The 14465-nt window shown below is 66.4% G+C and carries 11 protein-coding genes; 8 read left to right on the forward strand and 3 right to left on the reverse strand.

Translation table 11 applies throughout. The annotated features are described in order from the left end of the window. Nucleotides 1-418 precede the first annotated feature (418 nt). Both G6N56_RS24545 and G6N56_RS24550 read left to right on the forward strand, forming a co-directional pair. On the forward strand, nucleotides 419-1939 hold the full coding sequence (locus tag G6N56_RS24545; protein ID WP_085257497.1) for a wax ester/triacylglycerol synthase domain-containing protein: 1521 nt from the start codon (nucleotides 419-421) through the stop codon (nucleotides 1937-1939). Nucleotides 1940-2278: 339 nt separating this feature from the next. Continuing rightward, the gene (locus tag G6N56_RS24550) at nucleotides 2279-2731 is read left to right on the forward strand and encodes a sensor histidine kinase (protein WP_085257489.1); all 453 of its coding nucleotides are present in this window, start codon (nucleotides 2279-2281) and stop codon (nucleotides 2729-2731) included. Nucleotides 2732-2782: 51 nt separating this feature from the next. On the opposite strand, the gene G6N56_RS24555 is transcribed toward G6N56_RS24550, so the two are convergent. Both G6N56_RS24555 and G6N56_RS24560 read right to left on the reverse strand, forming a co-directional pair. Further along, the gene (locus G6N56_RS24555; RefSeq protein ID WP_085257496.1) at nucleotides 2783-3181 is read right to left on the reverse strand and encodes a hypothetical protein; all 399 of its coding nucleotides are present in this window, start codon (nucleotides 3179-3181) and stop codon (nucleotides 2783-2785) included. A gap of 517 nt (nucleotides 3182-3698) precedes the next feature. Continuing rightward, nucleotides 3699-4133, reverse strand: a complete 435-nt coding sequence (locus tag G6N56_RS24560) for an SRPBCC family protein (protein WP_085257488.1) — start codon at nucleotides 4131-4133, stop codon at nucleotides 3699-3701. 275 nt (nucleotides 4134-4408) lie between these two features. Here G6N56_RS24560 and G6N56_RS24565 point away from each other — a divergent pair, with 275 nt between their 5' ends. The 4 genes from G6N56_RS24565 to G6N56_RS24580 all read left to right on the forward strand — a co-directional run bounded on the left by G6N56_RS24565 (nucleotide 4409) and on the right by G6N56_RS24580 (nucleotide 10751). Then, nucleotides 4409-5317, forward strand: a complete 909-nt coding sequence (locus G6N56_RS24565; RefSeq protein WP_085257487.1) for an alpha/beta fold hydrolase — start codon at nucleotides 4409-4411, stop codon at nucleotides 5315-5317. A gap of 541 nt (nucleotides 5318-5858) precedes the next feature. Further along, nucleotides 5859-7631 carry a PecA family PE domain-processing aspartic protease gene (locus G6N56_RS29555; RefSeq protein ID WP_163645171.1) on the forward strand — a complete coding sequence of 591 codons (1773 nt, stop codon included), beginning with the start codon at nucleotides 5859-5861 and terminating at the stop codon, nucleotides 7629-7631. Continuing rightward, nucleotides 7628-8506, forward strand: coding sequence for a hypothetical protein (locus G6N56_RS24575; RefSeq protein ID WP_197746643.1), 879 nt, complete (start codon nucleotides 7628-7630; stop codon nucleotides 8504-8506). The genes G6N56_RS29555 and G6N56_RS24575 overlap by 4 nt, the downstream gene beginning before the upstream one ends. Before the next feature lie 103 nt (nucleotides 8507-8609). After that, on the forward strand, nucleotides 8610-10751 hold the full coding sequence (locus G6N56_RS24580; RefSeq protein WP_085257941.1) for a PPE family protein: 2142 nt from the start codon (nucleotides 8610-8612) through the stop codon (nucleotides 10749-10751). A gap of 7 nt (nucleotides 10752-10758) precedes the next feature. Here the strand turns inward: G6N56_RS24580 and G6N56_RS24585 are convergent, their stop codons facing one another. Further along, the gene (locus tag G6N56_RS24585) at nucleotides 10759-11532 is read right to left on the reverse strand and encodes an alpha/beta fold hydrolase (protein WP_085257942.1); all 774 of its coding nucleotides are present in this window, start codon (nucleotides 11530-11532) and stop codon (nucleotides 10759-10761) included. A gap of 367 nt (nucleotides 11533-11899) precedes the next feature. On the opposite strand from G6N56_RS24585, the gene G6N56_RS24590 reads away from it, so the two are divergent. Together G6N56_RS24590 and G6N56_RS24595 are read left to right on the forward strand one after the other, a co-directional pair. Then, complete coding sequence (locus G6N56_RS24590) at nucleotides 11900-13069, forward strand: cytochrome P450 (RefSeq protein WP_142280806.1); 1170 nt, start codon at nucleotides 11900-11902, stop codon at nucleotides 13067-13069. A gap of 127 nt (nucleotides 13070-13196) precedes the next feature. Then, the gene (locus G6N56_RS24595; protein ID WP_085257944.1) at nucleotides 13197-14351 is read left to right on the forward strand and encodes a cation:proton antiporter; all 1155 of its coding nucleotides are present in this window, start codon (nucleotides 13197-13199) and stop codon (nucleotides 14349-14351) included. The last annotated feature ends 114 nt before the right edge of the window (nucleotides 14352-14465 follow it).

Below are 14465 nucleotides of genomic sequence, written 5' to 3' on the forward strand. Positions count from 1 at the left end.
ATGGCGCGGCGGCCTGATGTAGCAGGCATCGGGCCGGCAGAGCGGGGGTTGTTTCGCGTCGCTTTATCCCAGCCAGATCGGAGTAGGGTGACAACGTGTCGGCGGTATCCCGGTGAGATTGCTCTGGGTCATGACGACCCAGTTTCGCGGCGCATGCTTCGGCGACTCGACGACATCGATAATTCGACGACCCCCGGGCCGACCACCGCGGCTGCGAGCGCCGCCTTGGCGTCCGGCGTCGTCGCACATGCTGTTCGAACTCGAGGGCCCACTCATCGCATTGAAGGAGCAACTGGCGCAAGCGAAGTGCGCAACTAGTCACCGATGAAGACGACACCACTAGCGGACTGACTCACCGTTGGCACATGTTGGTAGAGGTTGTCACTCAAGAGTTTTCGTTGCACAAAGGGGGATGCTGATGGTTGTGCGACTGTCGGGGACCGATGCGCTGTCGCTGCACACACAGAGTTCGAGGACGCCTGCGCACACGGTTACGCTGGTGATCATCGATGCGTCCGATCAGCTGAGCCACGAGCGGCTACACCAACTGGTGGCCACGTCACTGCCGCAACTGGCGCGATTCCGCAGCCGCCTGGTGACCAAGCCGCTGGGCGTGGGGCAGCCAGTGTGGGCCGAGATTGACGACTATGACCCTTCTCCGCAAATTCATCGCGCAACGGTTCGCGCTCCCGGCGGTCGGCGCGAGCTGGCCGATCTCATCGCGGAGTTGAGTGCCGGGCGACAGGATGGCCTTAGCCGGCTGTGGGAAGCGTGGAGTATCGACGGACTGGCAGGAGGCCGCTGGGCGTTGGCGGTGAAGATGTCGCCCGCACTGAACGACGGGGCCGCGGGGGCGGCGTCCGTGTGGCCCCGTCTGCTGACCACCGGACCGCACGCCGACCCGGCCAACAACCTCCCGGCCGAGCCGGGCCTGGGCTCGGCGCCGTCCGTCGGCGACCTCGTTACCGATGTGATGACCGAGATCGTCGAAAACCATGTCGCCGGAATGTGGCTGATCGCCGAGACGGTATCTGGTGTGCTGCAGGCCGTAAGCGGTCGGCTGCTCCGCATGCGCGTAGGGGCCCCGATGGCCCCGGTGGCACCGTCGATGAGCGGGCCGGTGCCGCACACGGTGTTCAACGCGCTGCTGACGAAACGACGTGCAGTGGCCTTGGCCTCGATCCCGCTGGCAGACGTGAAGACGGTCAGCAACGCGTTCGGGGGCAGCATCACCAATGTTGTCCTAGCCGCCTGCACACTGTCATTGCGCGCATGGCTGCAACGGCATGACAAAGTGCCAGACGACCCGCTGCTGATGCGGATGCCGTTCGAGCTGCCCGCCGCGGATCCCCCTAGGTCTGGTAGGGCGTTGGCCATGGGGCGGCTTCGCATCCCGGTACACCTCGACGACCCGGTGCAGGTCCTCGCCAACCTCCATACCGCCACCGAAAGGTTGAACGCAATCCGCAGCCGTAGTAGCGAAACCGGCTCTGCAACAGTCGATTTAGCGACCGTGGCATCGCTTACCCCGCCTACCCTGGCTCGCCTGGGTATGCGGCTCTACACCCGATCAGGCCTGCGGCGCCAGCTCAAGCCGATCTGTCATGGCAGTGTCACCCATACTGTCTCCCATACTGCCGGTGAGTCGGTGCAGGCATACTGTGCCGGCGCCAAGATCGTCGGCATGCACAGCGTGGCGCCACTAGCCGAAGACAGTGGGTTAAGCATCGCGCTGACCTCGCATGGTGACGACCTGGATGTGAGCGTGTGTGCGTGCCCCGACAATGTGCCTGCGATCGATGACATCGCTACGGGGATCATGCAGTCCGTCGATATTCTGGTGGCGGCCGCACAGGAATCTCCTCGCGGGCAAGGCCGTTCAGTCGTCACAGAGATGACGTCACATCCCGCGAATCGTTCACGCGGCCAGCCCTATTGACGGTCTCGAGTAGGTCCCCGCGCGGTCGCTATGACCGGGCTGCAATGACCGCGCGATGTGCAGACAAGTACACAATGTGGCGGCCCGTCGGGAGGTTGGCTCGGATCTTGGGAATCCGGAGGGTCTTTCATCGTGATTGCGGCCTCTGGCCGGCATGCGGTAGGGTTTTGACTGATTCCCTGGGTCTCTGTAGAAGCCACTTGGGGAGTTAGAGGCCGGTTCGCTACAGCGGTGCCGGCCTTGTCCATGCTCAGGGTCCATCGCATTCACGGTCCGGATGGCGCCAACGCCTGCGCGTTCGCAGGGTTGTGTGCCTGACCTGGGCCGGGGGAGTGCGGAATGTGGCCGACTGGGAGGCAAGACCGCCCGGCCGGGCGGTGCAGTTTCGCCCAGCGGCTCCAAGACGCGGTCGCGCACCTCAGTGACGACCACGACGTGGTCACCACGCTGAGCATGGTTGGGCCGATGACCGTCGTGAGCGATGAACTCGCCGGCCACGCCGAAGCCGTTGTCGTCGAAGTGCTCAGCAACGCGGTGTGGCGATCTGGGGTCGCGAACATCACCGTCGAGGTCAGTGTCAGCGACGAACGACTCATCGAGATCACTGGTGACGGACGCGGAATCCCCTCGGACGACCAGTGCCGAATTGGCCTGGCCGATATTGCCCAATGCGCTGAAGACCTCGGCGGCCACTGCATGATCACTAGCCCACCAGACGGCGGCATCCACGCCTTCTGGCGTATACCGCTGCAGAACCCGTACCGCCATACGGCCGCGGTGGCCACGCTTTAGACAGCCTGGATGCTGGTCGCGATTTCGACCGCGCCCTTCCTCCGGGGAGAGTTACTCTTCGGCGGGAAGTCGTTTGGTTGCGGCCATCTCACGCGAGATTTCGGCTTGCTCGCGGAAGTATTCGGCGCGTTGCCGTCGGCCACCGGCTGCCGAGCGGTTCACGTGGTCGTCGGCGCGGCGGAGCCGCTCGCGTTCGCGCTCCGCGGCCGTGCCCTCTCGCTCATCAGCGATCCGCTCTCGTGTGTCTGCACCCCGCTCTCGCTCGTCGGCGACCCGGTCTCGCTCCTCAGCGATCAGGTCTCGCTCCTCAGCGATCCGGTCTCGCTCGCCAGCGATCCACTCGCGTCTTCGTAGATCGGCCTCGCGCTGCACGAAAGCCTCTTCGCGCTCATCGAGCTCGGCAGCCCGGCGATCGAGCTCACCGTGCGTGTCGGCATGTTCCTTGCCGATCAATCGCTCTCTCCTCTTCACGAGCCGTTCTCGGACTTGTATGCGCTGTCGACGCTCGGTCTTCGTGGTATCGGAACCGTGCTGACGATAGGTCCGGACCTCCCCTTGTTAACCCCTACACCGCGGGCCAACGCCGTTAAAGGGCCGATGGACCTTAACGCTGCGCGGGAGAGACGTCCGGGCGGTGACGCGGAGGAACCATCAAGTCGGCGAGATACGGCCGGCTCGTGGGTTCGAAACGGATGTTTGAGCCGCAGATGCGGTAATTGCGGCCGCTCGTGCTACGGATCACGGCTTGGGTTTTCATCCGCTCCGCATCCAGCTAGACCGAATAGCTCGATTGGCGTGGGCTGACCCTGGCTTGGATGGCCGCATGGGACGCGGAACGCGCGAGACGTTCGATCAGGGCGCGGGCATTCCTCGGCCACATCGGCCACATCGTTACTGCAGACAATTGCTTCAGTCTACGGCGTTGGCAATCGCTAAAGCCGCATCCGGGCAACGAGCAGAACCGTGTTCAGGCGCGGCTTTCGGCGGCGGCGATGCCGCCTTTGAGGAACTCGTCGATGACCTTCTTGAGCACCGGCAGCATCAGGCGGTCCGCGCCGGGGATCTTGAGCGTCGACCGTAGCTGCCAGCTGACCTTGGTCCCCGCGTCCGTTTCACGAAGCTGGATCGTGCCGATGTGATTTCGGGTCGGTGCACCGGAGAGCATCTTGTACGCGTAGCGGGTGGGTCGCGCGTACTCGATGATCTCCTCGACGAACGGGGGTCCGATGACCACCAGACGCCGGACCGCGCCAACGCCATTGGGCGCGGGTATTCCCTCGCGGTCGAGTGTGCTGCGCCGGCAAGCCCACACGAAGTCCGCGATCGCGCGGTGGTCGGTCATGGCGTCGAACACGGTCTCGATCGGCGCCGTCGAGGTCCGAGTGAGGGTGAACTCGATCATCCGCGGTCCATGCTGCCGATGCGCGCTGCTGGCATCGAATTGCCCGCCGTCATGATTGGTCCCCTCTCGGTACAGTGAACATAGCCCATGGTCTGCAGCGCGCACCCAGGCGGCAAAGCCCGCTGGCGCCAAGGCAATGCACCCGAACTGGTCGCCCCTGCAACCCGTCGAGAGGCTGGGAACAGCGCGGCCCACAATGTAGGGGGGTCCCGCAGGCTGCTCCCATCCAGTCGGGCGCCCCGTAAAGCATCTGACCCCAATGGAGAATGACCGCAATGGACGCTGAACTCAAACGCTGGCTGGCCGACGGAAACTACTTCGACTACCTGGGTTTCGACATCTTCTACCGCGTCGAGGGTAGCGGCCCTCCGCTGCTGCTGATCCACGGATATCCGTTCAATTCGTTCGACTGGGCGCCGATGTGGCCAGCGCTGTCGCAGCGGTTCACCGTCATCGCACCGGACATGATGGGCATGGGATTCTCCGCCAAGCCCGTGGCCTACGAATACACCGTGGCTGACCACGCCGACATGCACGAGGCGCTGCTGGCACACCTCAACGTCCGCAACGCCCACATCCTGGCCCACGACATCGGTGATTCCGTGGGTCAGGAACTGTTGGCCCGGCACGAATTCGGGCAGCAATCCTCCGGTGCGCTGCACATCGATTCGATTACCTGGCTCAACGGCGGGATGTTCATCGAGGCCTACACGCCCAGGGCGGCACAGAAGCTGATGTCTCGAACTCCATTGGGCGACATCCTCAGTCATGTGCAGGACAATCCGCTGTCCCGTCGGCTGCTGGAACCGACGCTGCGCGAGATGTTCGGGCCCAACACCAAGCCAACCCGGCACATGATGGAGGTGTTCAACCAGATCTTGGATTACAACGACGGACGCCGGGTGCTGCACAAGGTCGGCCGGTTCATCAATGATCGCTACACACACCGCAATCGGTGGGTGCGCGCGATGCGGCAAACCGCGGTTCCCATGCGGCTGATCGACGGGCCCGTCGACCCGAACTCCGGCGCCCACATGGCGCGCCGCTATGCCGAGGTAATCCCTGAACCGGACGTGGTCATGCTCGCCGACGACATCGGTCACTGGCCGCAACTCGAGGCGCCCGATGCGGTCCTGACACACTTCCTTGCCCACATCGACCGGATCGCCGGGACGAACGAATAGGCAAGGGTGTGCGCACTCCCGAGTCAGTCCCCGCCGGACTTGACCTCATATCCGAGGTCGGCCAGCGCCCGGCCGGGGGGCCGGCCGTCGGCGCTCCCCGGGCAGCGGCGCCTCTCTGAAGATGTGTAGACCCTCTTTGGCCACGCGGTAGAGGACACCGGATCCTCGGGAGGCGCGGGCGAATCCGCGGGCGCGAGGCTCACGGCCCAGAGTGATTTGGATGCGGCGATGACGTTGTAACCCCACAACGGCGGGTTGACGTGGTCCAGCTCGAGATCGCCGTCGGCGAAGACGTCGGGATTGGGTAGCGACCCGACACGGCGTGCGACGCCGACCTTGTCGCCCCCGCACCATGTCCACGATGTTCCCGCGAACCTCGGGGACCCGCTTGCACTGACGCCAGACCGACGCGCTGAGCCCGGGGCCAGATTTAACTCGAAATTAAGGCTCCGCGAAATGGCAAATCGCCACATCACCGTGCTATCTATGGCCAAATTCATATCGCTCGACGCTCAAAAAGCGCGCGGATGGGAGTTCAGCCATGTCGTATGTGATCGCGGCGCCGGACCTGCTGGGGTCGGCGGCAACACACGTGGCGGGCCTCGGTTCGTCGCTCAGTGAGGCGTACGCGGCGGCAGCAGCCCCGACCACCGAGGTGCTGGCTGCCGCGGACGACGAGGTGTCGGCGGCGGTCGCGTCGCTGTTTTCTGAACAGGCCAAGCTCTTCCAGGAGCTGACCGCGCAGGCGGCGGCATTTCACGGGCAGTTCGTGCAGGCGGTATACGGGGCCGAGGGCGCGTATGCCGCCGCCGAGGCGGCCGCGGCCGGACCGTTGCAGACGCTGCAGTCCGACCTGCAGGCCCTCACGGCGTATTCGCCGGTGAAGTACCTGACGGGACGTCCCCTGATCGGCAACGGCGTCAACGGCACCACCGACGCCCAAGGGGCGGGCACGCCAGGGGGAGCCGGGGGATGGCTGTACGGGAGCGGCGGTAGTGGCGGGAACAGCACTGCCACCGGAGCGCCCGGCGGTGCCGGTGGCGCGGCCGGGCTGATCGGCAACGGGGGCAGCGGCGGCGCGGGCGGGTGGGGCGCGCTCGGCGGCGCGGGGGGCCCTGGGGGTTTGCTGTTCGGCAACGGTGGGCCCGGCGGGACGGGCGGGCCCCTCGGCGTCGGTGGTCTCGGCGGCAACGCCATCCTGTGGGGCAGCGGCGGCGCCGGCGGGGCCGGCGGCGAACTTGCCCCCGGGGGCGCCGGCGGCAACGGCGGTTACCTGATCGGCAACGGCGGCCCCGGCGGCCCCGGCGGCATCCTCGGTAGCGGTGGGTTCGGCGGGAAAGCGGGCCTCGTGGGGGCCGCCGGGCTAACCGGTGCCAACGGCGGCTCGGCCAGTGTGGCGCTGACCTACACAACGGAGAACGATTTCTCGACCGTGCAGATCTCCGTGGGCGGCGGTCCGCCGATCACCACGGAGGTGGACACCGGGTCCGGGGGCCTGGTCATCCCCGTCACCCAGCTCAGCCCGGAGGTCCTGCAAAACCTCGGGCCGGCAACCGGTACGGGCGAAGTCGACTACGGCGGTTGGGGCAAGTTCTACTACACCGAATACAAGACGCCGGTGAATTTCGGCAATGGCATCTCGACGGCCCCGACCACCATCGGCGTCTTCACCAGGGTGGAAGAGATTGACGGCAACGGGAATTGGGTGAACATTCCTCAGTCCGATTGGTCGAATCCGAAATACGCGATCAGCGCGGATATGGGCGTCGGCATCGGCGCCGCGGACGACCAGGGGCTCATCAGCCCGCTGCGCGACCTGCCGGGCGGCCTTGGTCAGGGGTTCCTCATGAACGAGCCGGCGGGCCAGCTCCAGTTCGGTCCGAATCCCTTGCCGGCCGTCACCTCGGTCGACGGCGGATGGTATTCCACCACTCTGGACGTGCAGATCAGTTACGACGGTGCCCAATCGGCCATCCAACCGATCACGTATGAGGGCAGTGGGAACGCGATCATCGATTCCGGCGGCCTGGGCGGAGACCTGCCGAAGAACTTCGTTCTGCCGTCGACCCTGTCGGGGTACTCCGAGGGTGACAACCTGCCGCTGGGAACGATGATCTCGGTCTTCACGCCCGACGGGACGGAGCTTTATACGACGACGGTCACGACCGCGACCGGTGGCAATGCCACCAACATCGGGTCTATCGCTGACGGCTTCAGCACCGGTTTTTACCCATTCCTGCAGGGGCCGATCTACTTCTCGTACAGTCCCGCCGGCCTGGGGACGGCAATTTGGGATTACCCGCCCAGTGTGTGAGCACCGTGCCCAGCGCCGCTGAACACGCCGACGCGCAGGTCGCCGCCGTGCGCGACGACCCCGCTGCGCGGCTTGCCCTGATGGAATCGCTCTATGAAGCGCCTCCCGGAAGGCCCGAGCGGCATTTGCCCTATCGGCGCGCGGCCATGGCGTTCATGGCGTGGGAGTTGCGGCGCGGGCTGTTGGAGCCCGTGACGGGGCCCAGGCCGGGCAGTCCGTGGTGGCGCGCGATCAACGAACGCTTGCTGCGCGACACCGCCGAGGCGCGCGCGCTCCTGGCAGGTCTTGCCGGTGCGCCGTCGTCCGCAAGTGCGGCCCATTCGTTCGAATTCGCCCGCCATCCGTCCGTGCGGGCGTGGTACCGGGCGCACAACGCGAGCATCGTCCAGGGCTACCTCGACCATCGCGACCTGGCCGAAGCCGAGACCCGCGTGGAAAGGTTCTTCATCAACCTGGTCCTGGTCAGGGTGCTGTATGCCCACGCTCTGGTCGCCGCACCCCGCCTGGCGATGAGCTGGTTGTGGCCGGTGGCCCCATCGCTCGGTGACCCGCGCCTGATGATGACCGGCATCTTCATGTCCCTGTCGCGGGTCCTGCCCGACCGGTATCCCCTCCACGGAGATCTCAGTCAGTACGTCACGAACGAGAACAGGATTGGCCGCCTCCTCGACATCGGGGTGATCACGCCCCGGCTCGACGCGCTGTGTGCGTGGTCCGCCGTCGAACTCGGCATCCCCGCGGCGACCACTCTGGTGCGAGACGCTGTGCCGGCCTACGCCTGGGACTGCCGCGACACCGAGGGCTGGCGGCAAACGCCGCGGGCGGCGGCCCGGGTCCTCCGTCTCGTGTTGCCCGTTCCGCGGTCCGCCTCGTAAGCCATCACCCGCACCAACGATAGTTAGGCGAGGCTAGCTTTATTCAGCTAACTGTGTGTAGCCTACCCTTACTTCAGGACCTGCGACGGGAAGGACGCATGCGGTGAGTTTCTTAGTGTTGCCGCCAGAGATCAATTCGATCCGGATGTATAGCGGTCCGGGATCGGAACCGATGCTGGCCGCCGCCGCGGCCTGGGACGGACTGGCTGCCGAACTCGACTCGGCCGCAAGCTCGTTCGGGTCGGTCACCTCGGGCCTGTCCGCAGCGGCGTGGCAGGGGGCGGCAGCACAGGCGATGGCCGGCGCGGCCGCGCCGTATGCCGGATGGCTGGCTGCCGCCGCGGCTCAAGCGCAGATGGTCGCCGCTCAAGCCAAGACGGCGGCGGCGGTATTCGACGCCGCGCAGGCGGCCGCGGTGCACCCCTGGCTGGTGGCGGCAAACCGCAATCAATTGGTGGCGCTGATCAACTCAAACCTGCTGGGGCTCAGCGCGCCCGCTATCGCGGCCACCGAGGCCGAATACGAGCAGATGTGGGCGCAAGACGTGGCCGCGATGGTCGGCTATCACGGTGGGGCGTCGGCGGCGGTCGCGGCGCTGGCGCCGTGGGAGCAGGCGCTGCAGAGCCTGCCGAGCCTCGCGGGTATCAACCTGGGGCTGGGCAACCTCGGCAGCTTCAACCTGGGCAGCGGGAACTTCGGTTCGTACAACTTCGGCGGGGGCAACGGCGGCCCGGTGACCACCGGTGGCGGCAACCTGAACTTCGGCTTCGCCAACTTCGGGTCCTTCAACCTCGGTGCCGGCAACGGCAACTCGCTCTTCAGCGAAGCGACCTCCTATTTCAATGCGGGCTTTGCGAACATCGGGCAGTTCAACCTCGGCTTCGGCAACATCGGTGGCGGCAACATCGGCTTCGGCAACGGCAGCGCTTACTCCCACGACAACCCGGCGCCCGGCTATTACAACTTCGGCATCGGCAACCTCGGCAACGGCAACTGGGGCCTGGGCAACCTCGGCAACAACAACATCGGCCTGGGCAATCTCGGCAACAACAACATCGGCATCGGACTCACTGGCAACAATCAGATCGGATTCGGCGGGCTCAACGCCAACGGCGTCGGATGGAACATCGGCCTGGGCAACAACGGCAGCTTCAACTTCGGCTTCGCCAACACCGGGGACTTCAACCTCGGCCTGGCCAACACCGGCAACAACAACATCGGCATCGGACTGACTGGCGACCACCAGATCGGGTTCGGCGGCTGGAACTCCGGTAGCGGTAACACCGGTCTGTTCAACTCGGGCAGCGGCAACACCGGATTCCTCAACTCCGGCACCGGCAACTGGGGCGTCGGGAACACCGGCAGCCAAAACTGGGGGATGTTCAACTCCGGTGCGACCGACACCGGCATCGGCAACACCGGCAGCACCGAAACGGGGCTCTGGAACGCCGGCAGCAGAAGCACCGGCCTGTTCAATTCCGGCTCCAACAACTTCGGCATCCTGGACGCCGGCACCCGAAACGTCGGTTCCTTCGATGCCGGAACGGCTAACGCCGGTGACTTCAACTCGGGTCTGAGCAACGTCGGCTGGGGCAACTCGGGCTTCGCCAACGTCGGCGCGTTCAACGCCGGCAGCTGCAACACGGGCGCCTTCAACTCCGGTGGCACCATCGACGGCGCGGGAAACACGGGCTTCTTCAACTCGGGCAACACCAACACCGGCTTCTTCAACTCCGGTGACAGCAACACCGGCTTCTGGAACTCGGGCGACGTGAACACCGGCTTCTTCGGCACCACCAGCTACACCGGCAACTCGGGCATCGGAAACACCGGCACGGGCAGCTCGGGCTTCTTCAACACCGGCGGGGACCACAATTCCGGGTTCTTCAACGCGGCCGCCGGGGGCTTCAGCTCGGGCTTCGCCAACTCCGGCGGCGGCACTCAGATGGGATTCTTCAATTCGGGCGACACCGGCTTCAACGTCGGCCTGTTCAACTCGGGCCACGGCGGCAACAACATTGGCATCGGCAACTCCGGCACCGGCGGTGGCAACGTCGGCCTCTTCAACACCGACTCCAACCCCACCGAGGGCGAAAGCACCGGCATCCTCAACTCCGGCGGTGGCCATAACGTGGGCTTCTACGACTCCGGCGACCACGACTCCGGTTTCGCGAACTCGGGCAGCAGGAGCTCGGGCGGATTCAACCCCGGCAACTATCAATCCGGCTTCTTCAACGGGGGTTGATGTCCGCTCAGTTCAGGGCACCGAGCCACTCGTCGATCTCCGCGCTGACCTCCGACCAGACCGGATTGAGGGGCATCCCGTGCCCTTCCCCCTCGTGCAGGAGGAAGGTCGCACCGATCGCTTCGGCAAGGGATTTCACCTCGGCGGGGATCAGCGGGTCGGCGCCGCCGGCGATCACCAGCGCGGGCACCCGAACTTTGTCGGTGTCCACTCTGCAGAGCCACCGCGTCGCCTCCAGGACGGCGCGGGGCGATTCGGGGACCAGCAGCGACGCGTAACGCCGGGCCTCCTCGTCGCTCACGCCCGCCCACCAGAGGGGCTTGATCAGTCCACGCGGCGGCAACCACATCGACGCACCGTCGACCATGAGGTCGATGGACCCACCCCCGAACCCCGCCGGCAGCACCGGCGTGAGTAGCACCAACGCGGCGACGGGGTTCTCCGCGGCGTAAGCGAGGCTGGGAACGGCACCCATGCCGTGGGCGACGAGTACCGGTGCGCTGTCCAGCGAGCGCGCGACGATGTCGATCTCAGTTGTGACGTCCAGCAGCGAACGCCTGAGCGCGCGCGACTTGCCGAGAGACCTCGAGCCGTGGTGGCCGTACCAATTGAGGCACACCGCATGCCGGCCATTTTGGGCCAGTCGCGGCGCGACCTTTTCCCACGCCCAACTGCCCTGGCACCCGCCGTGGACGAACAGCAACGGCGGCGAGTCCGACGCGGTGCCATATGCCTCGATGCGGATGCCGTCGATGAACTGCTCCGCGGAATGGGTTTTCATCGACTACTCCAGGGGTGAGTTTGCGCCGTTGCTTGCCACTACTGACGGCGGCCAAGGGGTTTTGGTTCAACCGGGAATGTTCAACCGGGAATGTTCAACCGGGAATGGTTGTGCCGGCGTTGTTTTGGGGCCGCCTTCCGGCGACGGGCGTGGCAACATGCGTTGTCATGCCCGCACATCCACTTGTCAGACGGCCGTGGGCCGTGCCCGGGAAGCCCCCGCCAACACCGCTTTCCGGCCGAACGCGGGACGTTCGTCGGCCGCGGCGGGGGCATGTCGTGTGGCACACCGCACGCGTCCCACACCGGGATCCTGCTCTACGATCTCGCCATGATCGACATCAATTCCGCTGTGCCGCGGTGAGTTGGTGAAATACTTCGCCCCGCCGCCGCCCCCGTTCGTGGACGCCGACAGGTCACTCATCGCGGCGAACCCCCGCGCCCATTGGCGCGCGCTGCAGGAGAGCCCCGTGTTCCTCGACGCGAGCGGCTATTACTACGTGACCCGCCGCGAGGACGTGCTTGCGGCGCTGCATGACTATGCCACCTTCGCATCCCGCCGGCGGCAAATGGCGCGGCCGCGCCCCGGGGTGCGGACACTGCCGATCCCGGTCCCAATCGGCTATGACCCTCCCGAGCACTCGCGCTTCCGCCGATTGCTCCATCCGTGCTTCAGCCCGCAGGCGGTGGATGAGCTCATGCCCGCGCTGCGCCAGCAGGCGGCGGAGCTCATCGGGACGGTAGCGCCCGACGGCGTGTGTGACGGGATCCGGGACATCGCCAACCCGTTCCCGTTCGGGGTGTTGGTGACGCTCTGCGGGCTGCCGTGGGCAGACCGAGAGATGCTGGCCGCGTGGGCCGAAGCCGTCGACTGGGACATTCCCGGATCGGCGCCCGCGACGGAACTGCTCAACTATCTCGTGGCCGCGATCGAAGGCGACCAGAGACCGGCCCTCGCGGCGCACCTGCTCGCCGGCGCCGACCCCTTCACCGAAGACGAGGTGATCGGGTTCTATGCCCTGCTGTGCTTTGCACAGGACGGGATGCAGGCGGCAATCGGCTCGGCTCTGCTTCACCTGGCGTGTGACCACCAATTGCAAAGCCTGCTTCGTCGCGAGCCCGATCAAATGTGGGCTTTCGTCGAGGAACTCCTGCGGCTGGAGACGCCGCTTCCCTTCATCGGCCGGTTCACCACGCGAGACGTCACCATCGCCGGCGTCACCATACCGGCGGGCTGCGTGGTGCGCCTGTGCCTGGCGTCCACCAATCTCGACGGCAGCGAGGAGCCATGGGTGACGGTGGCCGAAGACGGCCGGATCCGCCCCAAGTCGCACCGAAGCTTTGCGGCCGGCGTCCACCGTTGCCTGGGTAAGGCCCTGGCTCGCATGGAACTGAGTGTCGTCGTGTCCGAATGGTTGCGCGCGATACCGGATTTCGCATTGGAAGAGGGATTCATCCCTCGTTTCCTCTTCACTCAGGGCGGCTCCATGACGCCGGCCAGTCTGCCTTTGCAGTGGGGGAGCGGGCTGCCTCGCTAGCAACCCATCGCCGAGCGTGGAGTTGTTGCGGCGAAATGCCCGTTTGCCGCGCAACAAGTCGACGTTGGGCCGAGGGGGCCACCGATGCAGAATAACTCCGTGAAGACTGACTCCGGGGCTTTCTGACGTGCACGGGTTCGGCTTCCACACGCTGGCGCTGCTGACCGCTATCGGCCTGGCCGGGCCGCTGCTGGCCTCGCTGCCGCGCCTGCGGATACCGGTCATCATCGGGGAACTCATCGCGGGGCTGGTGGTCGGCCGGACCGGCCTTCACCTCGTCGACGTCACCGACCCGACCTTTCAGCTGTTCGCCAACATCGGCTTCGCGCTGGTGATGTTCGTCGTGGGCACACACGTGCCGGTCCGGGGGATGGACCTGCGCTCGGCGTTGCCGGCGGCGCTCGCGCGTGCGGCCCTGGCGGGCGGTGTCGCGGCGGCGCTCGGGGTCGTGGTGGCCGCCGGGTTCGGCACCGGCCACGTGGCGCTGTACGCCGTCTTGATGGCCTCGTCGTCGGCGGCGCTGGCGCTGCCGGTCATCGATTCGCTGCGGCTGCAGGGGCCTGCCGTGTTGTCCGTGACGGCCCAGATCGCCGTCGCCGATACCGCGTCGGTCGTCCTCCTGCCGTTGGTGATCGACATCCGCCGCGCGCCCGCGGCGGCGGTGGGCGCCCTGGCGGTCGCGGTGTGCGCGGCGGCGTTTTTCGTGGCGATGCGGGCTGTCGATCGGCGGGGTTGGCGCCGGCGCATGCACGTCTATTCCGAGAACCACCGGTTCGCGCTGGAGTTGCGGACCAACCTGATCGTCGTCTTCGCGTTGGCGGCGCTCGCGTTGACGTCCCATGTCTCGATCATGCTGGCGGGCTTCGCGGTGGGTCTGGTGGTCTCGGTGGTCGGGGAGCCACGACGGCTGGCGCGCCAGCTGTTCGGCATGACCGAGGGCTTCTTCAGCCCGCTGTTCTTCGTCTGGCTCGGCGCCTCACTGCAGGTTCGTGAACTGGGTGAGCACCCCAAGTTCGTCGCACTGGGGCTGGCCCTCGGGCTCGGCGCCGTCCTGGCGCACGCGGCGGGGCGGCTGCTCGGACAGCCGCTGACGTTCGCGGTGCTCTCGGCCGCCCAGCTCGGCGTGCCGGTGGCGGCGGCGACCATCGGGACCGAGGAACACCTTCTCGCAGTCGGGGAGTCGGCTGCGCTGATGCTCGGCGCGCTGCTGACGCTCATCACCACCTCGGGCGCGGGGGCGTTGGCCGCCCGGACCCGCGACGCCCACCCGGGTCCCGTGTGACCAAAGACCTTCCGGCCGGGGACCTCGGCACGTCGGACGTGCGACCGAAGCACCCCCAGCGCATTTCGTTCGGCCCTACGGCGCCGCGCGGTCTCATGGTCGGATGAACCTTTC

Origin of the sequence: Mycobacterium saskatchewanense (genome assembly GCF_010729105.1) — a bacterium.
GTDB lineage: Bacteria > Actinomycetota > Actinomycetes > Mycobacteriales > Mycobacteriaceae > Mycobacterium > Mycobacterium saskatchewanense.

Bases quoted from the DNA above. Each gene is read 5' to 3' on its own strand.
- G6N56_RS24585 (WP_085257942.1), bottom strand. From the start codon at position 11,532: ATGAAAACCCATTCCGCGGAGCAGTTCATCGACGGCATCCGCATCGAG.
- G6N56_RS24560 (WP_085257488.1), bottom strand. From the start codon at position 4,133: ATGATCGAGTTCACCCTCACTCGGACCTCGACGGCGCCGATCGAGACC.
- G6N56_RS24565 (WP_085257487.1), top strand. From the start codon at position 4,409: ATGGACGCTGAACTCAAACGCTGGCTGGCCGACGGAAACTACTTCGAC.
- G6N56_RS29555 (WP_163645171.1), top strand. From the start codon at position 5,859: ATGTCGTATGTGATCGCGGCGCCGGACCTGCTGGGGTCGGCGGCAACA.
- G6N56_RS24550 (WP_085257489.1), top strand. From the start codon at position 2,279: ATGTGGCCGACTGGGAGGCAAGACCGCCCGGCCGGGCGGTGCAGTTTC.
- G6N56_RS24545 (WP_085257497.1), top strand. From the start codon at position 419: ATGGTTGTGCGACTGTCGGGGACCGATGCGCTGTCGCTGCACACACAG.